This window comes from Methylobacterium phyllosphaerae, assembly GCF_001936175.1.
Classification (GTDB): Bacteria; Pseudomonadota; Alphaproteobacteria; order Rhizobiales; family Beijerinckiaceae; genus Methylobacterium; species Methylobacterium fujisawaense.
In genome coordinates this window covers 5,009,673-5,027,910 of record NZ_CP015367.1, presented here as the reverse complement: position 1 = coordinate 5,027,910, position 18,238 = coordinate 5,009,673, and the positions used below count along the sequence as shown (strand labels likewise).

24 protein-coding genes are annotated in these 18,238 nt (G+C 69.1%); 18 read left to right on the top strand and 6 right to left on the bottom strand.

Annotated elements, in window-relative coordinates; genetic code table 11:
- The first annotated feature begins 123 nt into the window (after positions 1 to 123).
- The 8 genes from MCBMB27_RS23025 (at position 124) to MCBMB27_RS22990 (ending at position 6,722) form a co-directional block, all read left to right on the top strand.
- Positions 124 to 1,611 carry a replicative DNA helicase gene (locus MCBMB27_RS23025; protein ID WP_043346877.1) on the top strand — a complete coding sequence of 496 codons (1,488 nt, stop codon included), beginning with the start codon at positions 124 to 126 and terminating at the stop codon, positions 1,609 to 1,611.
- Between the two features lie 132 nt (positions 1,612 to 1,743).
- Positions 1,744 to 2,193: a cupin domain-containing protein gene (locus tag MCBMB27_RS23020; RefSeq protein ID WP_043346879.1), complete on the top strand. Its 450-nt coding sequence runs from the start codon at positions 1,744 to 1,746 to the stop codon at positions 2,191 to 2,193.
- 10 nt (positions 2,194 to 2,203) lie between these two features.
- A complete protein-coding gene (locus tag MCBMB27_RS23015) occupies positions 2,204 to 3,106 on the top strand; it encodes an SMP-30/gluconolactonase/LRE family protein (protein ID WP_075381356.1) in 903 nt (300 codons plus the stop codon).
- 5 nt (positions 3,107 to 3,111) lie between these two features.
- Entirely contained in the window at positions 3,112 to 3,999 is an 888-nt protein-coding gene (locus MCBMB27_RS23010) for a VOC family protein (RefSeq protein ID WP_236952792.1), read from the top strand.
- A 74-nt stretch (positions 4,000 to 4,073) separates the two neighbouring features.
- Positions 4,074 to 4,307: a type II toxin-antitoxin system Phd/YefM family antitoxin gene (locus MCBMB27_RS23005; protein WP_043346886.1), complete on the top strand. Its 234-nt coding sequence runs from the start codon at positions 4,074 to 4,076 to the stop codon at positions 4,305 to 4,307.
- A complete protein-coding gene (locus tag MCBMB27_RS23000; protein ID WP_043346889.1) occupies positions 4,304 to 4,687 on the top strand; it encodes a type II toxin-antitoxin system VapC family toxin in 384 nt (127 codons plus the stop codon). The genes MCBMB27_RS23005 and MCBMB27_RS23000 overlap by 4 nt, the downstream gene beginning before the upstream one ends.
- A 65-nt stretch (positions 4,688 to 4,752) precedes the next feature.
- Complete coding sequence (gene lgt / locus MCBMB27_RS22995) at positions 4,753 to 5,655, top strand: prolipoprotein diacylglyceryl transferase (protein WP_374701296.1); 903 nt, start codon at positions 4,753 to 4,755, stop codon at positions 5,653 to 5,655.
- Positions 5,652 to 6,722, top strand: a complete 1,071-nt coding sequence (locus tag MCBMB27_RS22990; protein WP_075381354.1) for a class I SAM-dependent methyltransferase — start codon at positions 5,652 to 5,654, stop codon at positions 6,720 to 6,722. The genes lgt and MCBMB27_RS22990 overlap by 4 nt, the downstream gene beginning before the upstream one ends.
- A 42-nt stretch (positions 6,723 to 6,764) precedes the next feature.
- Here MCBMB27_RS22990 and MCBMB27_RS22985 read toward each other — a convergent pair whose 3' ends face one another.
- Positions 6,765 to 6,956 carry a hypothetical protein gene (locus MCBMB27_RS22985; RefSeq protein WP_043346894.1) on the bottom strand — a complete coding sequence of 64 codons (192 nt, stop codon included), beginning with the start codon at positions 6,954 to 6,956 and terminating at the stop codon, positions 6,765 to 6,767.
- Positions 6,957 to 7,100: 144 nt separating this feature from the next.
- Here MCBMB27_RS22985 and pgeF point away from each other — a divergent pair, with 144 nt between their 5' ends.
- From pgeF to MCBMB27_RS22970, 3 genes are all read left to right on the top strand, one after another.
- Positions 7,101 to 7,871, top strand: a complete 771-nt coding sequence (pgeF, locus tag MCBMB27_RS22980) for a peptidoglycan editing factor PgeF (RefSeq protein ID WP_075381353.1) — start codon at positions 7,101 to 7,103, stop codon at positions 7,869 to 7,871.
- 269 nt (positions 7,872 to 8,140) lie between these two features.
- Positions 8,141 to 8,980, top strand: a complete 840-nt coding sequence (locus tag MCBMB27_RS22975; protein WP_043346898.1) for an outer membrane protein — start codon at positions 8,141 to 8,143, stop codon at positions 8,978 to 8,980.
- 198 nt (positions 8,981 to 9,178) lie between these two features.
- Complete coding sequence (locus MCBMB27_RS22970; protein ID WP_043346900.1) at positions 9,179 to 9,955, top strand: DUF2076 domain-containing protein; 777 nt, start codon at positions 9,179 to 9,181, stop codon at positions 9,953 to 9,955.
- Between the two features lie 113 nt (positions 9,956 to 10,068).
- Here MCBMB27_RS22970 and MCBMB27_RS22965 read toward each other — a convergent pair whose 3' ends face one another.
- Positions 10,069 to 10,884 (bottom strand): L,D-transpeptidase, encoded by an 816-nt coding sequence (locus MCBMB27_RS22965; protein ID WP_075381352.1) that lies wholly within the window; start codon positions 10,882 to 10,884, stop codon positions 10,069 to 10,071.
- A 278-nt stretch (positions 10,885 to 11,162) separates the two neighbouring features.
- Here MCBMB27_RS22965 and MCBMB27_RS22960 point away from each other — a divergent pair, with 278 nt between their 5' ends.
- From MCBMB27_RS22960 to MCBMB27_RS22940, 5 genes are all read left to right on the top strand, one after another.
- Positions 11,163 to 11,879: a protein phosphatase CheZ gene (locus MCBMB27_RS22960; RefSeq protein WP_043382723.1), complete on the top strand. Its 717-nt coding sequence runs from the start codon at positions 11,163 to 11,165 to the stop codon at positions 11,877 to 11,879.
- A 73-nt stretch (positions 11,880 to 11,952) separates the two neighbouring features.
- Positions 11,953 to 14,013 carry an excinuclease ABC subunit UvrC gene (gene uvrC, locus MCBMB27_RS22955; protein ID WP_075381351.1) on the top strand — a complete coding sequence of 687 codons (2,061 nt, stop codon included), beginning with the start codon at positions 11,953 to 11,955 and terminating at the stop codon, positions 14,011 to 14,013.
- A gap of 73 nt (positions 14,014 to 14,086) precedes the next feature.
- Positions 14,087 to 14,686 (top strand): CDP-diacylglycerol--glycerol-3-phosphate 3-phosphatidyltransferase, encoded by a 600-nt coding sequence (gene pgsA / locus MCBMB27_RS22950; protein ID WP_043355549.1) that lies wholly within the window; start codon positions 14,087 to 14,089, stop codon positions 14,684 to 14,686.
- Positions 14,687 to 14,740: 54 nt separating this feature from the next.
- Positions 14,741 to 14,992, top strand: coding sequence for a molybdopterin converting factor subunit 1 (gene moaD, locus MCBMB27_RS22945; RefSeq protein WP_043355564.1), 252 nt, complete (start codon positions 14,741 to 14,743; stop codon positions 14,990 to 14,992).
- Between the two features lie 218 nt (positions 14,993 to 15,210).
- Complete coding sequence (locus MCBMB27_RS22940; protein WP_043355551.1) at positions 15,211 to 15,441, top strand: hypothetical protein; 231 nt, start codon at positions 15,211 to 15,213, stop codon at positions 15,439 to 15,441.
- A gap of 88 nt (positions 15,442 to 15,529) precedes the next feature.
- Here MCBMB27_RS22940 and MCBMB27_RS22935 read toward each other — a convergent pair whose 3' ends face one another.
- Positions 15,530 to 16,306, bottom strand: a complete 777-nt coding sequence (locus MCBMB27_RS22935) for an SDR family NAD(P)-dependent oxidoreductase (protein ID WP_075381350.1) — start codon at positions 16,304 to 16,306, stop codon at positions 15,530 to 15,532.
- 150 nt (positions 16,307 to 16,456) lie between these two features.
- On the opposite strand from MCBMB27_RS22935, the gene MCBMB27_RS22930 reads away from it, so the two are divergent.
- Positions 16,457 to 16,870 (top strand): flagellar biosynthesis repressor FlbT, encoded by a 414-nt coding sequence (locus MCBMB27_RS22930; RefSeq protein ID WP_043355555.1) that lies wholly within the window; start codon positions 16,457 to 16,459, stop codon positions 16,868 to 16,870.
- A 13-nt stretch (positions 16,871 to 16,883) separates the two neighbouring features.
- On the opposite strand, the gene flaF is transcribed toward MCBMB27_RS22930, so the two are convergent.
- Entirely contained in the window at positions 16,884 to 17,255 is a 372-nt protein-coding gene (flaF, locus tag MCBMB27_RS22925) for a flagellar biosynthesis regulator FlaF (protein ID WP_043355557.1), read from the bottom strand.
- 168 nt (positions 17,256 to 17,423) lie between these two features.
- Here flaF and MCBMB27_RS22920 point away from each other — a divergent pair, with 168 nt between their 5' ends.
- A complete protein-coding gene (locus MCBMB27_RS22920; protein ID WP_043355558.1) occupies positions 17,424 to 17,669 on the top strand; it encodes a hypothetical protein in 246 nt (81 codons plus the stop codon).
- Here the strand turns inward: MCBMB27_RS22920 and MCBMB27_RS29775 are convergent, their stop codons facing one another.
- Together MCBMB27_RS29775 and MCBMB27_RS22915 are read right to left on the bottom strand one after the other, a co-directional pair.
- Positions 17,670 to 17,891, bottom strand: coding sequence for a hypothetical protein (locus MCBMB27_RS29775; protein WP_139231596.1), 222 nt, complete (start codon positions 17,889 to 17,891; stop codon positions 17,670 to 17,672). It abuts the gene before it with no gap.
- A gap of 4 nt (positions 17,892 to 17,895) precedes the next feature.
- Positions 17,896 to 18,210 (bottom strand): hypothetical protein, encoded by a 315-nt coding sequence (locus MCBMB27_RS22915; RefSeq protein ID WP_043355560.1) that lies wholly within the window; start codon positions 18,208 to 18,210, stop codon positions 17,896 to 17,898.
- Between the last annotated feature and the right edge of the window lie 28 nt (positions 18,211 to 18,238).

Sequence of the window (18,238 nt, the reverse complement as noted above, 5' to 3'; positions counted from 1 at the left end):
TTTCCGCGCCCCGGCCCGGGAGAACCGGCCGTCGGCTAAGCTTCGGTAACCATACCGAGGCCAAGGTCGTGCGGTGTGATCCTGGCGCGCCCGCCGCGGCGCCTGATACGGAGTCGTCCGCCGATGGCCCTGCCCAATGCGCTCACGGCCAAGCTCGAAACGGTCCAGGCCGAGTACCGCGTCGCCCCGCACAACATCGACGCGGAGCAGGCGCTGCTGGGCGCTATCCTGGTGAACAACGACGCCTATTACCGGGTGTCGGACTTCCTGCTGGCCGAGCACTTCATGGAGGATGCCCACCAGCAGATCTTCACGGTGGCGGCATCCCTGATCAAGGCGGGCAAGCTCGCCACGCCCATCACCATGAAGACCTATCTGGGCGACGCCGATTTCGGCGGCCAGACGGTGATGCAATACCTCGCCCGGCTCGCCGCCGACGCCACCACGGTGATCAATGCCGGCGAGTACGGCCGCACGATCTACGACCTCGCCATCCGCCGCCGGCTGATCACCATCGGCGAGGATCTGGTGAACGGCGCCTACGAGGCGCCCGTGGAGCAGGCGCCGCGCGACCAAATCGAGGAAACCGAGCGGCGGCTCTACGAACTGGCCGAGGCCGGACGCTACGACGGCGGCTTCCAGAAGTTCTCCGACGCGCTGACCGCTGCGGTCGACATGGCCGCCAAGGCCTATCAGCGCGAGGGCAAGCTCTCCGGCATCGCCACGGGCCTCAGCGATCTCGACGCCAAGATGGGCGGCCTCCAGCCCTCCGACCTGATCATTCTTGCGGGCCGCCCGGCCATGGGCAAGACCTCGCTGGTGACCAACATCGCCTTCAACATCGCCAAGGCCTATCGCGGCGAGAAGCAGGCGGACGGCACGACCAAGACCGTGAATGGCGGGATCGTCGGGTTCTTCTCCCTCGAAATGTCGGCCGAGCAGCTCGCCACCCGTATCATCGCCGAGCAGTCGGGCGTCCCTTCCTATAAGATCCGCCGCGGCGACATCCGGCCGGAAGATTTCTACAAGATCACCGATGCCGCCCGCGACATGCAGACGATCCCGTTCTACATCGACCAGAGCGGCGGCATCTCGATCGCCCAGCTCGCCGCCCGGGCCCGGCGCCTGAAGCGCCAGAAGGGGCTGGATCTGCTGATCGTCGATTATCTCCAGCTGTTGTCGGGCTCCGGCAAGCGCAGCGACAACCGCGTGCAGGAGATGACCGAGATCACCACGGGCATGAAGGCGCTCGCCAAGGAACTGGCGGTGCCGATCATCGGCCTGTCGCAGCTCTCGCGTCAGGTGGAGAACCGCGACGACAAGCGCCCGCAGCTCGCCGACCTGCGCGAATCGGGCTCGATCGAGCAGGACGCCGACGTGGTGATGTTCGTGTTCCGTGAGGAATACTACGTCGGCAACAAGAAGCCCCGCGAAGGGACCGAAGAGTTCTTCGCCTGGGAGGCCGAGATGCAGCGCGTCCACGGCAAGGCCGAGGTCATCCTCGGCAAGCAGCGTCACGGCCCGACCGGCACGGTGGAGCTGCAATTCGACGCCAACATCACCCGGTTCTCGAACCTCGCGCAGACGGATCGGATCCCCGAGCAGATGTGACGGCGCGGGCCGCTGGCGGGTCCGGCCTCGGGACGGCACGTCGGCCGTCCCGATCGCCGACATCCGCGCGCGAACCATCGCCAAGCCCGGCCGTTGTGGGACAACAAGTGTCCCGCCGCGGCAGGAGCGACGATGAGCGAGCAGACCCCTCCGAAGATGCCGTACTGGCACGTCTACACCGATGCGGAGGGGGTGAGCCGCCAGGAGCTGTTCCATCTCGAGCGGTTCAAGTTCGAGGGGATCAACCCCGAGACCGCGCCGCAGTGGAACGACAAGATGGATCCGGCCCCGTCGGTCGTGACCTTCACGGTCCTGCCGGTCGGGTGGGTGGGCGAGTGGCACGAGAATCCGCGGCCGCAATGGATCGCCATCCTCTCGGGGCGCTGGTTCGTCGAGACCATGGACGGCCACCGGGTCGAGATGGGCCCGGGCGAGCTGATGATGGGCGAGGACCAGAACACGAAGGCGCGGGACGGCAAGAAGGGCCACCTGTCCGGCACGGTGGGCGACGAGCCCTGCACCATGATCGTGACCGGCCTGCAGGTCGAGCCGACCGTCAATCAGCCCGGCCGCTTCAAGTAGGCCCGGTCTGATGGAGGGCTTCGACCTCACGCAGCCGCGCTTCAAGGCCTACATCCTGCCGAACGCGCCGCTGGAGAAGCTCGCCGAGGGGTTCCGCTGGACGGAGGGTCCGGTCTGGTTCGGCGACCGCGACGAGCTGCTGTTCTCGGATCTCCCGAACAACCGGGTGATGCGCTGGTCCGACTCTGCCGGCCTGAGCGTCTACCGGGCGGCGAGCGACTTCGAGAACGGCCATGCCCGCGATCGCCAGGGACGGATGCTGTCCTGCTCGCATCGCGGCCGGCGCATCCACCGCTCCGAACTCGACGGAAGCATCACCAGCCTCGTGGAGCGCTACCGGGGGCGGCGGCTGAACTCGCCCAACGACATCGTCTGCAAGTCGGACGGGACGATCTGGTTCTCGGATCCGCCCTACGGCATCCAGACCGACTACGAAGGCGGCAAGCAGGATTCCGAGCTGCCCGCCGCAGTCTACCGGTTCGACCCGCGCGACGGCTCGCTGCGGGTGGTGGCCGACGATTTCCAGGGGCCGAACGGGCTGTGCTTCTCGCACGACGAGCGCAGGCTCTACATCGTCGAGACTGGCCTCCAGTTCGACACCGACCCGCTCCAGCACGTCCGCGTGTTCGACGTCGGCGAAGACGGCGGCCTGTCCGGGGGCGCCGTCTTCTGCACGATCGCACCGGGCAATGCCGATGGGATCCGCTGCGACGAGCATGGCAATCTCTGGTCGAGCGCCGGGGACGGGGTCCACTGCATCGACCCGGGCGGCGAGCTGGTCGGCAAGATCCGCGTGCCCGCGACGGTCGCCAACCTGACCTTCGGCGGCCGCAACAACAGCCGCCTCTTCCTCTGCGCCTCGCAGGCGCTCTACGCGATCTACGTGAACGTGCGGGGGGCTCCTCTCCTGTGAGCGGGGTGCGGGCGCTCATCGGGTTCGGCCGCACCGTCGCGGACCTCGCCGTCACGGAAGCCTTCTATCGGGACGGGCTCGGCTTCGCGCGGATCGCGCCGCCGGAACCCCTGCCCCCCGCGCAGGCGGAAGCGATGGGACTCGGGGACAGGCGCGCGACGCAGCTGCGCATGCGGCTCGGCGCGCAGACCGTCACCTTCCTCACGGTGGATCCGCCCGGTGCGCCCTACCCGGCCGATCCGGCGGCGACCGACCCGTTCTTCCAGCATCTCGCGATCCCGGTCCGCGACATGGCGGCCGCGATGGCGCAGCTCGCGCCGCTATCCCCGCTTCCCATCAGCCGCGGCGGTCCCCAGCGCCTGCCGGAATCCACGGGGGGCGTGACCGCCTACAAGTTCCGTGACCCCGACGGGCACCCGCTGGAGCTGATCGTCTTTCCCGGCGGCCCCCCGGCCGACCGCTGGCGCGAGGCGCCGGGGCTGTTTCTGGGGATCGATCACTCGGCGATCACCGTCACCGATCTTGGGGCGACCCTGGCCTTCCTGACCGGCCCCCTCGGTCTCACGCTGGCGGAACGCGGCCTGAATCAGGGCCCGGAACAGGCACGCCTCGATGGCCTGGACGATCCGCAGGTCGATGTGCTGGCGCTGGAACCGCCGGAGCCGGCGCCGCACGTGGAACTGCTGCATTATCGCGTGCCCGCCACCGAACGGCGGCTCGTCTTCGGGCCCGCCGACCGGGCCGCGACCCGCTATGTTTTTGGAGCGACTGATTTAGATCGCCTGTTCGCGACGGACCGTCCGGAAAGCCCGCGCTTGCGAATCTCCGCCGATCGCACGGCGGCCTACTGTAGCGGGCCGGGCGGCCACGGTTTCCTGTTCCTCCGGAATTGAGGACGCAGCGCCGACTTGCTCGCCATCGTGGAGCAGGTAGGCTCTATTCGTAGATTCCGTGAGCGAGCGCCATCATGCGCATCAGCGTCGAGGCTGCCGGAGGCCGCCTTCCGCAACTTATCGAAGCCGCCGCACAGGGCGAGGACGTGATCCTTTCCCAGGCAGACCGGCCCGTAGCCCGCATCGTTCCCATTACGACGTCTTCGTTCCGCGTCGGCATTCTGCCTCCGCTTGCCCTGGGGCGAGGACCGGATTGGCTCGAACCGATCCCTGAGGACGAGATCGCGCTCTGGGAAGGCGATCTTTGACCGCCGTTCTCCTCGATACGCATACTTGGGCATGGAGCCTGACCGACGATCCGAGGCTATCGGCCCGCGCGCGGGCGGCGATCACCGGCGCGGGATCGGTTGAAGTCAGTCCCATCTCGTTCTTCGAGATCGCGCAGAAGGTGCGTCTCGGAAAATGGCCCCAGATGGCCGCGTATGTCGATCAGCTCGTCGCTCTCCTCGATCAGCAAGGCGGCCGGGTCGCCGACTTGCTGCCCGCCATCTGCCTCACCGGTGGCACGATGGACTGGCACCATCGTGATCCGTTCGACCGCCTCCTCGCCGCCACCGCACTCCACTACGCGTATCCGCTGATCTCCGCAGACACCGTCTTCGACGGTATCGTGGAGCGGATCTGGTGATCCTCCGCCGGGCTTGACGCGTCGCCCCTCCGGCGTCCAATCCGGCCGCCCCGGAGGTGAGACTGATGCCGTTCCTCGCCCTGCCCTTTCCGGCCATCGATCCTGTGGCGCTCGCGATCGGGCCGATCACGATCAAATGGTACGCCCTCGCCTACATCGCCGGCCTGATCGGCGGGTGGTACTACGCGCGCCGCCTCGTCATGGCCGACAGCCTCTGGGGCGTGGTGAAGCGCCCGCAGGTCGTCGACATCGACGACCTCGTCGTCTGGGTGGCGCTCGGCGTCGTGCTCGGCGGCCGGATCGGCTACGTGCTGTTCTACAATCTCCCAATGTACATCGCCGATCCGATGGAGATCCTGGCGATCCGCAACGGCGGCATGTCGTTCCACGGCGGCTTCATCGGGGCGATCCTGGCCTTCCTGCTGTTCGCGCGCGGCAAGGGCCTTAACGGCTACACGCTCCTCGATATCGGCGCGGTGGTCGTGCCGATCGGCCTGTTCTTCGGCCGGATCGCCAATTTCGTGAACGGCGAACTCTGGGGCCGCGTGGCGCCGGACTTCCCCTACGCCATCGTGTTCCCCAGCGGCGGGCCCGTGCCCCGCCATCCGAGCCAGCTCTACGAGGCCGCCACAGAAGGTCTGCTGCTGTTCATCGTGATGGCGGTGAGCGTCCGCCGGTTCGGCTTCCGCAAGCCCGGCCTCCTCGGCGGCATCTTCGTCCTCGGCTACGCCCTGGCGCGGACCTTCTGCGAGTTCTTCCGCGAGCCGGACCGCCAGCTCGGCTTCCTGTTCGGCGACCATTTCGGTCCGATGGGCGGCGGCGTGACCATGGGCATGCTGCTGTGCGTGCCGATGATGGTCGTCGGCCTCACCTACATCGTGCTGGCCGGGACCGGCCGGACGCGTCCGCGCCATCCGGTGGCGACACCCGCCGCCGAGGCGGACCGCAAGGCGGCCGTCGAGGCGTGAGCCCCCTCGGAGCCGAGATCGCGGCGCTGATCCGCCAGAACGGGCCGATCGGCGTCGATCGCTACATGGCCCTGTGCCTCGGCCATCCGGTCCACGGCTACTACCGCACCCGCGACCCTCTGGGCGCCCGGGGCGACTTCACCACCGCGCCCGAGATCAGCCAGATGTTCGGCGAGCTGATCGGTGCCTGGAGCGCCTATGTCCACGAGCTGATGGAACGACCCGATCCCCTGGTTCTGGTGGAGCTGGGGCCCGGCCGCGGCACGCTGATGGCGGACGCGCTGCGGGCGTTGCGGGCGGCGCGCCCGGGAATGCGCGTGGCGCCGCAACTGGTGGAGACCAGCCCGGTCCTGCGGGCCGCGCAGGAACGCCTCCTTGCCGGGACCGGCGCGGCGTGGCACGCCGACATCGAGTCGCTGCCTCCGGGTCCCGCGATCATCCTGGCGAACGAGTTCTTCGACTGCCTGCCGGTGCGCCAGTTCGAGCGCCGGCCGACGGGCTGGCACGAGCGGCAGGTCGGCCTCGATCCGCAGGGCGGCCTCGCCTTCGGGCTGTCGCCGGAGCCGACCCCCGGCCTCGACGCGGACGGCCCGGACGGGGCGCTCATGAGCGTGCCGACGGCCGGGCTCGCGCTGATGCGCAGCTTGGCGCGGCGTCTGTGCACCCAGGGGGGCACCCTGCTGGCCATCGATTACGGCCATGTCCGACCGGGCTTCGGCGACACCCTCCAGGCCCTGTCGGGGCATCGCTTCGCCGATCCACTGGCCGCGCCCGGCGAGGCGGATCTGACGCATCATGTCGATTTCGCCGCCCACGCGAAGGCGGCGCAGGCCGAGGGCGCGGCGATCCAAGGGCCGGTGGACCAGGGCGACTTCCTGGCCGCCCTCGGCCTCGGCGCCCGTGCCGAACGTCTGAAGGCCCGGGCCAATGCGGCGCAATCCGCCGCGATCGACGCGGCAATCACCCGCCTCACGGATCCGAGCCGGGGCGGGATGGGCAGCCTGTTCAAGGTGATGGCGGTGAGCGGCCCGGCCCTCGGACCGCTCCCGGGATTTCCGGCGGCCTGAGCCGCCGGGCCGATCCTCGGCCCCGCAGGGGGCCGGATTCGGTCAGCCGAAGGAGCCGAAGCCGGAATCCGTCTGGGTGGACGGCCGCGGTGTCGGCGGTGCAGGCGGGTTGAGGTCGGTCGGGTCGAAGGCGGCGGGCTCTCCCGTGACGGGGTGGGCGGGCGCGCTCGGGATCCGGGGCTCTTCAGCCTCGGGCGTCTCGGGCAGGACGTCGGTCTCGATCCCTCGTGACATTGCGATCCTTCTCAAGGCGGAGCCGGATCGGCTCCATACTGCAATGCAGCAAGAATCTGACGGTTGAACGACATCGTCAAGGGTCCGCCCTTGCGCTATCGGGGCGCGATACGAGCAACCGCGAGGCCGACCGTGACCGCAGGCATGATCATCGAGGCGCCGGAACTCTCCGCGCATGCGGGCGTGCGCCACGCCTTCTTCACCCGCGTCGGCGGGGTTTCGGACGGCCTCTACGCGTCGCTCAACGGTGGGCTCGGCTCCCAGGACGTGCCGAAGCGCGTCGCCGAGAACCGGGCGCGGATGTGCGGCCGGCTCGGCCTGCCGCCGGATCGGCTCGTCAGCCTGTACCAGGTCCACTCGGCCGATGTCGTCACCGTCGAAGCGCCCTTCGCGGCGGCGGAGCGGCCCAAGGCCGACGCCATGGTGACGCGGGTGCCGGGCCTGGCGCTCGGTATCGCCACGGCGGATTGCGGGCCGATCCTGTTCGCGGATCCCGAGAACGGGGTCGTCGGCGCCGCCCATGCCGGCTGGAAGGGCGCCCTCACCGGCGTGATCGGCGCGACGGTGGCGGCGATGGAGGCGCTCGGCGCGCGGCGGCAGCGGATCGTCGCCGTGCTGGGCCCGACGATCGGGCAGGCTTCCTACGAGGTCGGCCCGGACTTCATCACCCGGTTCCGGTCCGACGCCCCCGGCATGGAGCGCTTCCTCGCGGCCGGCACGCGGCCCGGACACGCGCAGTTCGACCTGCCGGGCTTCATCCTGGCCCGGCTCGCCGAGGCCGAGGTCGGGGAAGCCAGCGCGCTCAACCTCTGCACCTACGCGGATCCGGAGCGGTTCTACAGCTATCGGCGGACCACGCATCGCGGCGAGGCCGATTACGGCCGCCTCATCTCCGCCGTGACGCTCGTCCCCTGACGGCGCGGTCCGCCATCGGACACCAGGGGTGCGACACTTTGTCGATGCACGGGTGAGAAAAAAGCGTAGCCGTGAATGAACCTTGGCCATTCGCCCGCGTTGGGGGGTCAAGGTGCCGGGGATAAACGGCGGGTTGCCATAAGGGGCCGCGAATGCGGTCGGCGACACCGCGGAGCGCAAAGCAGCCCTGGAACCGCTGGAACGCAGCCAGATCCGGTTACGCCCCCGTCCGGCCACGGTCGGGGCGGACCACCAGTGAGGACCAGATCATGAAATCCCTGCTCCGTGTGACCACGGCCCTCGCGGGCGTCGCCTTCGCCGGCTCGGCCTTCGCCGCCGACCTGCCGCGCCGCGCCGCCCCGCCGCCGATCTTCACCCCCGTCCCGGTCTTCACCTGGACCGGCGCCTATTTCGGTATCAACGCCGGCTACGCCTTCGACGCCAGCGACCGCAACACCGGTTCCAGCTTCGGCGTGCCCTTCCCCTACGCCGCCCCCGGCACCGTCGCCACCTTCCGCAACCGCAGCCAGGACGGCTTCTCCGGCGGTGGCCAGGTCGGCTACAACTACCAGTTCACGCCCGGCTCCGGCATCGTCATCGGCGTCGAGGCCGACGCCCAGTACCTCGACTTCGGCCGCAGCCGGAACAACGCCTTCATCTCCGGTGCGCTGGCCCCCGGCTACTACGTCACCGACCCGCGCGGCCTCTCCAGCCTCGACTTCTTCGGCACCGTCCGCGGTCGCCTCGGCTACGCCTTCGACCGCACCCTGATCTACGGCACCGGCGGCTTCGCCTACGGCTCGGGCAGCGCCGACCGCTCCTTCGGCGGCTATGCCGGCAACGACAGCTTCCGCACCGGCTGGGCCGCCGGCGGCGGCATCGAGTATGCCCTGCCCACCGACTCCTTCCTGAACTTCTTCCGCTCGTCGGCCGTGACGCTCAAGGTCGAAGGCCTGTACGTCAACCTCGACCGCGGCACCCGCAACCAGGGCGCGCTCGTCGTCAACGCCGCCAACAACTTCCCCGTCGTCTACAGCGGCGTCGGCCGCCGCTCCGACGAGTTCGCCGTCGTCCGCGCCGGTCTGAACTACAAGTTCGGCACCTTCTAGGATTGCGCGACGGCGCGGCTACGGCCGCGTTCGGGATCCGTCTTTGGGAAGCCCGGCCGAAAGGTCGGGCTTCTCGTTTTTCGCAGTCGGCGGATGAAGTTTTCGCAATCCCCCTGACAAAGCGTCGCCGCGCACCCATGTCGTGTCTGCCATGCGGCGCGTTCGGGCCCGCGGGTGAGATTCGAGGAGGACGACTCCATGAACAGCGAAGAACGCGACGTCATTTCGGGCATCTTCCAGCGGCTGGAGCAGGCGCAGACCCAGCCCCGCGACGCGGAGGCGGAGCGCTTCATCGCCGACAAGATCCGCGCCCAGCCCTACGCGCCCTACGCGATGGCGCAGCTGATCTACGTCCAGGAAGAGGCGATCAAGAGCCTGAACCAGCAGCTGGAGCAGGCGCGCAGCCAGGCGGCCTCTGCGCAGCCCTCGGGCGGCGGCGGCTTCCTGTCGAGCATCTTCGGCGGCGGCAGCCAGCGCCAGGAGCCGCAGCCCGGCTACGCACAGCAGCGTCCCGCCGGACAACCCTGGGGCAATCAGGGCGGCGCGCCCCCGCAGGGCTATCCCCAGCAAGGCTACCCGCAGCAGGGGGGCTATCCCCAGCAGGGCGGCTATCCCCAGCAGGGCGGCCCGTGGGGCGGTCAGCCGCAGGCGCCGGCCCGCGGCGGCGGCTTCATGGCGACGGCGCTCCCCATGGCGGCGGGCGCGGCCGGTGGCATGCTCCTGGGCAGCGCCCTGTCGAACGCCTTCGCGGGCGGCCATTCGAGCCTCGGCAGCGCTGCGGCCGCCGGCCTGGGCGGCGGTGCCGGCGAGACCGTGGTCAACAACTACTACGGCGACGGTGGCAACCAGGATCTCGGAGCCGCCCTGGACAACAGCGGCGGCGACCTGGGTAGCTTCCAGGACGCGAACTACAGCGATCCGGGTGGCGATTTCGGCGGCGACCTGGGCGGCGGCGACGACAGCGACTGGACCTGATCGTCCAGCCCCGGCGTCAGCCCCCCAAAGAAAGAGGCCCGGTCGCGTCAGGCGCGGCCGGGCCTTTCCGTATCCGAAGGGTCAGCCTGCGTGATGCCGACGACGTCAGGCGCTCACAGGACTTCGACGCGCGTTCCCACCGGCACGCGGTCGTAGAGGTCGACGACGTCGTCGTTCATCATCCGGATGCAGCCCGACGAGACCGACTGACCGATCGTGTTGGGCTCATTGGTGCCGTGGATCCGGTAGAGCGAGGAGCCGAGATACAGGGCCCGCGCCCCGAGGGGATTCTCCGGCCCGCCGGCCATGTGGCGTGGCAGGTCGGGCCGGCGGGCGAGCATCTCTGCCGGCGGTGTCCAGTCCGGCCACTCCGCCTTGCGGCTGACGGTCTTGAGACCGCTCCAGGCGAAGCCGGGACGGCCGACGCCGATCCCGTAGCGGAGGGCGCGCTGGCCGGCCTGCACGAGGTAGAGATGCTTGCCGGCGGTGTCGATGACGATCGTCCCGGGCTTCTGCGGCCCCGCGAACGGGACCTCCTGGCGCTGGAATTCCGGCGCGACCGCGCGGGCGATCCGGCCGGGATCCGCCTGGGACGCTCCGTAGGCGGCCGCGGGCGGCGCGCTGTAGGGCTGAGCCGCACCGTAAGCCTGTCCGTAGGATTGTCCGTATGCCTGAGCGGCCTCCGGTTCGGCCGGCACCAGCTCCCCGGAATAGGCCGCGACCCGCTGGGACGTCGCCGCCCGCTGCGGGGCCGCGGAGCGCTGCGGCCAGCCGCGGCCGCCGCCCCCGGCGCTTCCGGTGACGAGGTACTCGATCAGGCCGCCGCCGTAGCCGCCCTCGGCGTAGCGCGCCTGTTGCGCGCGCGCAGGCCCGCACAGCACGAAAGCGGCCGTGGCCGCCGCCATTCCCAATCGGACCGAACCCCGCATCGTTGCATGCTCCCGAGCCGGCGCCCAAGCGCCCGGCCCGCGAACGATCCCGCGGCATTTTACCGAATCAGGTGAAGGAACGTGGTGAATCGCGCCGAGGCCGCGGTCTCTCCCCGGCCCGTCGGCGGCAGCGTGAATCGCCGGTTAACCGTTCATCGCAGCCCGCCGCGCCTTCGGGAAGGAGCCCGGAACGCTCGGAAAAAGCTTGGCAGTCACAGTCCGCTAACCGATGTGGTAGAGAGTTGCGTCGACGGAACCCGAACGCCCACGCCCGGACGATGACCCAGAAGCGCTATCGCATCGAAGACAGCCTCGGGATTCCCGCGGCCCCCCAGCCTGGTCCGGGCTCGATCGCCTCGAACGAGCGACTCGAAGAAATCTTCAGCGCCATCCAGGACTTGCGCCGCGTCACGCAGATGAGCGCCAGCGAGACGATCGAGTCGTGCCGGCGCGAGCTGCACGAAGCGCTCGCGATGCGCACGGAACTCGACGTGATGAAGGAGGCGATCACCCGCACCAAGTCGGAGCTGGCGACGCTGCATCGGACGGAGAATACCGGCAAGGGCATGCGCCGGGCGGCCGACGAACTCGACGCCGTGGTCGATTCGACGGAGCGCGCCACGACGCAGCTCCTCGGGGCGATCGAGGAGATCGAGAGCCACGCCGGCATGCTCAACGCCGCGACGCTGCCGCCTGGGCTGAAGCAGCACGTCGACGTGATCCTCGAGCGCGTGATCACCGCCTACGAGGCCTGCAACTTCCAGGACCTGACCGGCCAGCGGATCACCAAGATCGTCGGCGTGATGAAGTTCATCGAGGAGCATCTCGACCGGCTGATCGCCACGTGGTCGGAACTCGACAGCTTCAAGGAGCTCATCACCGTCATGCCGGTGCCGACCTCCCTGGACGACGAGAGCTCGCTCCTGAACGGTCCGAAGCTCGACCACGATCCCGGCCACGTCGACCAGAGCGACATCGACTCGCTGTTCGACTGATCCCCGGTCCGGGCGCGCGATTTTTGTCGCCGCCCCGGTCCCGCTGGCGCTCAGGAACGCTTAGATCTGCGGTATGAGCCGCAGAGCCCTCTCAGACCTGCCCCCGGACACTTTCGACGACGGCCGCGACGCCGAGCGGGACGAAACCGCCGACGGGCCGGAAGCCGGCCTCCCCGACACGGAGGCGCCGGAAATCGATTTCGACTTCGAGCCGGGTGCCGTCCAGGCCGGCACCGAGGTGATCCGCCGGTTCTGGTCGACCCTGCCGTCCTCGCCCGGCGTCTACCGGATGTTCGATCATCGCGGCGACGTCCTCTATGTCGGCAAGGCCAAGAACCTGAAGGCGCGGGTCGGCTCCTATGCGCGGGGTCAGGCGCATTCGAACCGCATCGCCCGGATGATCTCGCAGACGGCGGCGATGGAGTTCGTCACCACCGCCACCGAGACCGAGGCGCTGCTCCTCGAAGCCAACCTGATCAAGCAGCTGAAGCCCCGCTTCAACGTGCTGATGCGGGACGACAAGTCGTTCCCCTACATTCTGGTCACCGACGACGGCCCCGCCCCGCAGATCGTCAAGCACCGGGGCGCCCGGCGCCGGAAGGGCAATTATTACGGGCCCTTCGCCAGCGTCTGGGCGGTGAACCGGACGGTGAACGCCTTGCAGCGCGCCTTTCTCCTGCGCACCTGCACGGACAGCTACTACGAGAACCGCACCCGTCCCTGCCTGCTCTTCCAGATCAAGCGCTGCTCCGGTCCCTGCACCGGCGAGATCGCCACGGAGGATTACGCCGCCATGGCGGATTCCGCCCGGGCGTTCCTGGCGGGCAAGTCGAACGCCGTGAAGGACCGGATGCGCACCGAGATGCAGGAAGCCTCGGAAGCGATGGAGTTCGAACGCGCCGCCCGCTTCCGGGACCGGATCGCCGCGCTGTCGGCGATCCAGGGCGTGCAGGGGGTCAACACCCAGGGCGTGGAGGAAGCGGACGTGTTCGCCCTCGACGAGCAGGCCGGCCAGTTCTGCATCGAGGTGTTCTTCTTCCGGAACTTCCAGAACTGGGGCAACCGCGCCTATTTCCCCAAGGCCGACCGGTCGATGACCCCCGACGAGGTGCTCGGGTCGTTCATCGGCCAGTTCTACGACGACAAGCCGGCGCCCCGGACGGTGCTGACGAGCCATGCGGTCGAGGATGCCGAGCTGGTGGCGGCGGCCCTGTCGAGCCGGGTGGAGTACCGCGTCGAGATCCACAAGCCGAGCCGCGGCGAGCGGAAGAACCTCGTCGACTACGCGCAGCGCAACGCCAAGGAAGCCTTGGCGCGGCGCCTCGCCGACACGGCCTCCCAGGGCAAGCTGCTCGCGGCGCTCGGCCAGGCCTTCGGGCTCGACGGCGCGCCCCGCCGGATCGAGGTCTACGACAACTCGCACATCATGGGGACGAACGCGGTCGGCGGCATGATCGTCGCCGGCCCGACGGGCTTCATGAAGACACATTACCGCACGTTCAACATCAAGTCCGAGGAGCTCACTCCGGGCGACGATTACGGCATGATGCGCGAAGTCCTGCAGCGGCGCTTCAAGCGGCTGGTGAAGGAGTCACCGCGCACCGAACGCGAAGCCGCGGCCGCGGCCGTCGAGGGCGGCGTCCAGGAGCCGGTGCCGGCCGAGGAGAGCGAGGCGTTCCCGGCCTGGCCGGACCTCGTGCTGATCGACGGCGGCAAGGGCCAGCTCGACGCCGCACGGACGGCCCTGGAGGAGGTCGGCGTCTCGGGTGTGCCGCTGATCGGCGTCGCCAAGGGCCGCGACCGGGATGCCGGGCGCGAGACGTTTTTCGTGCCCGGCCGGCCGCCCTTCAAGCTTCCGCCGCGCGACCCGACGCTCTACTTCGTGCAACGGCTCCGGGACGAGGCGCACCGCTTCGCCATCGGCAGCCACCGGGCCAAGCGGAAGCGCGAGATGGTGAAGAACCCCCTGGACGAGATCGCCGGCATCGGGCCCAGCCGCAAGCGCGCGCTGCTCCATCACTTCGGGACCGTGAAGGCCATCGAGCGTGCGGCCTTCGAGGATCTGGCCAAGACACCGGGCGTGAACGCCGCCACCGCGCGGGCGGTCTACGACTTCTTCCATGCCGGCGCCTGAGAACCCGACCGCGATGGCCGAGACCGAAACCAGGACGTTGACGCCCGGGCCCCGCTCTGATTTCACCCCTGCGATGAACGCCGTCCTTCCCCGACGACGGTCGCCGGCCTGGACGCTCGCGAATTGCCTGACCTACGGGCGCCTCGTTGCCGTGCCGGTGATGGTCGCTCTGCTGTTCTGGCCCGAATCCCACACCGCCCGGTGGACGGCGCTGGGCGTTTTCGTCGCGGCCGCGATCACCGACTATTTGGACGGGTACGTCGCACGCACCTACCATCAGAGCTCGGCGCTCGGCCGGATGCTCGATCCGATCGCCGACAAGCTTCTCGTCTCGGCGTGCCTGCTGATGCTGACGGCGGACCACACGATCGTCGGCTCGAATATCTGGGCGGCCATCGTGATCCTGTGCCGCGAGGTGCTGGTCTCCGGCCTGCGCGAGTACCTGGCCGAGTTGAAGGTCGGGGTGCCCGTCAGCAAGATCGCGAAATGGAAGACCACCGTGCAGCTCGTGGCTCTCGGCTTCCTGGTCGCCGGCCCGGCGGGCGAGACCCTGCTGCCGGGCACTGAGCCGATCGGCCTGACGCTGCTGTGGCTGGCCGCCGCCCTCACGCTCTGGACCGGCTGGGACTACATGCGGGCCGGGATCAAGCACGTCATCGACGATCCGCGCTGACGGATCGGCCTGCGGGACGTGCGGTCCCTGCCCTGTCTTCGCTACGGTGATGCGATGAAGCTCGTCTATTTCGCCTGGGTCCGCGAGCGGATCGGCCGCCCCGAGGAGGAGCTGGCACCGCCGGCGGAGGTCGCCACCGTCGCCGACCTCGTCGGGTGGCTCCGGGGCCGGGGCGAGGAATATGCCTACGCCTTCGAGGATCCGGGCGTCGTCCGGGCCGCGATCGATCGGGTCCACGCCAAGCCGGACGCGCCGATCGCGGGCGCCCGCGAGATCGCCTTCTTCCCGCCGATGACGGGCGGCTGACGTCCGGCCACGCCGCGCACGTAGTCCACCGGGGTTGTCTTGGTCCCGGTTCCGCAGTCATTGGCGCCGTCGCTCCGGCTCTGCTTCGAACCGAACGGCGCGCGGGCCGAGCCAAGTTTTTTTACGGGTTCGGTCCGCCTTCGAGACCGACGGCTCTGCGGAACGCTCAAGCTGTGACCGCCGTTACCCGGTACCGAAACCGGTATTGGAGTTTCAGCATGCGCAAGACCTTGCTCGCGACCGCCGCCCTGTTGAGCCTCGGCGCCGCCGCACAGGCCCAGACCACCGTCATCGAGCGCGACCGGCCGGCCGTCGTCGTCGACCGCCCGGCGACCGAGTCGAAATCCGTGACCGTCCACGACCATGGCGACGGCTGCGTCACCAAGACGGTGCGCAAGGAGAACGACATGGGCGACTCCAAGACCGTCAAGAAGGAGACGTGCGACTGAGGCACGGAAGCGGGCCGGGCCGGAGCGCGGACCCGCGCCCCCTGTCCGGCCGGTCTCATGTCCGGCCGGTTTTCTGCCCGGCTCCCGGTCAGCGCCACCCCGCGTCGATGACGTAGGGGTGGCCTGTGCACATCCGGGCATCGTCCGAGGCGAGGAACAGGACCAGCGCGGCGACGTCGGCCGGCTGGATCCGGCCGTCGAGGCATTGCGCGGCGACGATGTCCGCCTCGCCCTCCGGCGTGTACCATCTCTCCTGCCGCGGCGTCTGGACGTTGCCGGGGATGATCGACACCACCCGGATCCCATCGCGGCCGAGGTCGCGGGCCAGGGCGCGGGTCATCCCCTCGATGGCCGCCTTAGCGGTCTGGTAGAGCGGCATCTCCTTCAGCCCGAGATGCCAGCTGATCGATCCGAAATTGAGGATCACGCCGCCGCCCGCACGCCGCATCGCCGGCACCGCCGCCTGGGCGGCGAAGAACAGGTGGCGCAGGTTCACCGCCATCCGGTCGTCCCAATAGGCGGGCGTCACCTCGGCGAGGCTGTGGCGGTCGTCGTTGCCGGCATTGTTGATCAGGACATCCAAGCCGCCCAGAACCGTATCCGCCTCGGCGACCAGCGCGCGGACCGCATCGACATCCGTCAGGTCGCAGCGCCGGTAGAGCGGGGCGTGCGCGGCGCCGGGCGTCAGACGCGCCACCATTGCGTTCGCCGCATCATCCGCGATGTCGCAGAACAGGACGCGGGCCCCCTGGCCGACGAAGGCCTCGACCAGACCCGCGCCGATTCCCGAGGCTCCGCCCGTGACCAGGACGCGCTTGCCGCCGAGGCTCGGATACCGTGCGCGCCGATCCGTCTGCGCCGTCATCGGACCTCCCCGACACTTCTCACCCGGTCGTCATTTGTGGGAGTTTATCACGGCACCCGCGTGGTGCAACGGCTGCGCTCGATGCGGGAATTCTCGAAACGTTAACGGTTCGCGAATGAGATCGCCGGGTCTTCTAAAAAGGAACGCCCGATGCCCCTGCGTCTGGAACTCAAGCCCTTCGAACGGCTGATCATCAACGGTGCCCTGCTGCGCAACGGCGACCGGCGCTCGACCTTCCTGATCGAGACGCAGTGCAAGTTCCTGCGCGAGAGCGAGATCATCACGGAGACCGAGGCCGACACGGCCTGCAAGCGCCTCCACCTGACCCTGACGGTCATCTACCTCGCCGACGATCCGACGCAGGGGATCGACCTGTTCTTCCGGCAGGCGACGGATCTGCTCGGGCTCGCGCCGGCGGCGGCCCCTCACATCGCGGGGATCGCCCAGGCCGTCGAGACCGGCGCGTATTATCGGGCGCTCAAGCTGAGCCGCAAACTCGTCGAGTGGGAAGCCGCCGGCGCGGTGTCCCAGCCGGACCTGCCGGAAACGTCGGCGGCTTCCTGACGGCTCTCGGGCCTCAGCCGGGATTGCCCTGCAGGCCGGCGGCGATGTGGTTGTTGATCGACACGAGCGTCGCGATCTTCTCGGGCGTCGGCGCGATCATCGTGTCGATGCAGCTCTGGAGCACGAACACGCCCAGGCGGCCGACGCCCTGCTTGACGTCCGAAGGGAGCGGGTTCAGGTCCGACGTGGCCTCGGAGGTCAGCAGCGTCCAGACGCGCTGGTTGAACGACAGGGCGTCGTTGAGGCGCCCGGCATCGCCCTCGGAGAGCCCCTGGCTCGCACCGATCAGCTTCTGCGCCGCTTTCAGCAGAACCGCGGATTCGGCTTCGCGCGGCGAGAGGGCGCTGTGGGATGTCTTGGCGTAGGCGTTGGCGGCGTAATTCATCGGCGGTCCAGCCCCGTCGTCAGGCCTGCCTTGGCGGCAAGCTGGCGCGTAGCTGTCGCAGACCAGGAGTTAAAAGCGCGTGAGCGCCAGATCCGCCATGATGCCGCCGGGTTGCTTATCGACGACGCTGTGTGGCCCAAAGGAATCGGGCCCCGGATCCCAGGCCCGATGTTGAATTTCGTTCTCGGAACTGTTGCCGGCGGCCTGATCGCCTGCGTGCTGACCATCGCGGCGGCGCGGCAGCCCGAGGTTCAGACGCGCCTGGGTCTGATACCCGTGCCGGCTCACACGACCCTCGCGGCCGTCACGAAGCCGGCCGAACCCGATTGCGGGCGGCGGACGGAGCCGGCACCGAAGGTCGGCTCCCAGGACATGTTGTTCAACCGTCAGCGATTCTGGTCGGTCGCGCCCTGATCAGAACGCACCGATCAGCATGAGCAGCATCGTCGTCGCGACGGTGGTGCTGACGAAGCCGCACAGGGCGGCCGCGAAGGACGGGCCGGTGCGGACGACGGCGGGTTCGATGTCGTTCGAAAGCGTGGCGGGGGTCATGGGCGCAGAACCTTTTCGGCGACCGGCGTCGCGCGTGACGGGGTGATGCTGCAGGAACGGGACGTCCGAGGTGCGGATGCGCACCCGATCAATCGCAGCGGTTAATTTTCTTGGCGATCCGCAGGCCCCGCAGTTCGCTGCGGAGATCGATCGCCACGACGCCCTCGCCGCATCGCTCGAAGGCGTCGCGGGCATCGTCGTAGCGGTCGCCCACTTCATCGAGCGTGTCGCAGACGCGGTCATGATCGCCCAGACGGGCCTCCTGACGCGCCTGGAAGCGCAGGGCATTCGCCTCGTCGACCTTGCGCTGGGCTTCGATGCAGGCCGGCACAGCCGACGCCGCGGAAGTCATCACGAGGCCTGCCACGAGGCTGGCGAGGCAACGGGTCAGAGTGACCGACATGGCACTCACTTCAACACTCACACACGGT

Coding starts and splice junctions, on each gene's coding strand:
- MCBMB27_RS23025 (WP_043346877.1), top strand. CDS start 124: ATGGCCCTGCCCAATGCGCTCACGGCCAAGCTCGAAACGGTCCAGGCC.
- MCBMB27_RS23020 (WP_043346879.1), top strand. CDS start 1,744: ATGAGCGAGCAGACCCCTCCGAAGATGCCGTACTGGCACGTCTACACC.
- MCBMB27_RS23015 (WP_075381356.1), top strand. CDS start 2,204: ATGGAGGGCTTCGACCTCACGCAGCCGCGCTTCAAGGCCTACATCCTG.
- MCBMB27_RS23005 (WP_043346886.1), top strand. CDS start 4,074: ATGCGCATCAGCGTCGAGGCTGCCGGAGGCCGCCTTCCGCAACTTATC.
- lgt (WP_374701296.1), top strand. CDS start 4,753: ATGCCGTTCCTCGCCCTGCCCTTTCCGGCCATCGATCCTGTGGCGCTC.
- MCBMB27_RS22985 (WP_043346894.1), bottom strand. CDS start 6,956: ATGTCACGAGGGATCGAGACCGACGTCCTGCCCGAGACGCCCGAGGCT.
- pgeF (WP_075381353.1), top strand. CDS start 7,101: ATGATCATCGAGGCGCCGGAACTCTCCGCGCATGCGGGCGTGCGCCAC.
- MCBMB27_RS22975 (WP_043346898.1), top strand. CDS start 8,141: ATGAAATCCCTGCTCCGTGTGACCACGGCCCTCGCGGGCGTCGCCTTC.
- MCBMB27_RS22970 (WP_043346900.1), top strand. CDS start 9,179: ATGAACAGCGAAGAACGCGACGTCATTTCGGGCATCTTCCAGCGGCTG.
- MCBMB27_RS22965 (WP_075381352.1), bottom strand. CDS start 10,884: ATGCGGGGTTCGGTCCGATTGGGAATGGCGGCGGCCACGGCCGCTTTC.
- MCBMB27_RS22960 (WP_043382723.1), top strand. CDS start 11,163: ATGACCCAGAAGCGCTATCGCATCGAAGACAGCCTCGGGATTCCCGCG.
- uvrC (WP_075381351.1), top strand. CDS start 11,953: ATGAGCCGCAGAGCCCTCTCAGACCTGCCCCCGGACACTTTCGACGAC.
- pgsA (WP_043355549.1), top strand. CDS start 14,087: ATGAACGCCGTCCTTCCCCGACGACGGTCGCCGGCCTGGACGCTCGCG.
- moaD (WP_043355564.1), top strand. CDS start 14,741: ATGAAGCTCGTCTATTTCGCCTGGGTCCGCGAGCGGATCGGCCGCCCC.
- MCBMB27_RS22940 (WP_043355551.1), top strand. CDS start 15,211: ATGCGCAAGACCTTGCTCGCGACCGCCGCCCTGTTGAGCCTCGGCGCC.
- MCBMB27_RS22935 (WP_075381350.1), bottom strand. CDS start 16,306: ATGACGGCGCAGACGGATCGGCGCGCACGGTATCCGAGCCTCGGCGGC.
- MCBMB27_RS22930 (WP_043355555.1), top strand. CDS start 16,457: ATGCCCCTGCGTCTGGAACTCAAGCCCTTCGAACGGCTGATCATCAAC.
- flaF (WP_043355557.1), bottom strand. CDS start 17,255: ATGAATTACGCCGCCAACGCCTACGCCAAGACATCCCACAGCGCCCTC.
- MCBMB27_RS22920 (WP_043355558.1), top strand. CDS start 17,424: ATGTTGAATTTCGTTCTCGGAACTGTTGCCGGCGGCCTGATCGCCTGC.
- MCBMB27_RS22915 (WP_043355560.1), bottom strand. CDS start 18,210: ATGTCGGTCACTCTGACCCGTTGCCTCGCCAGCCTCGTGGCAGGCCTC.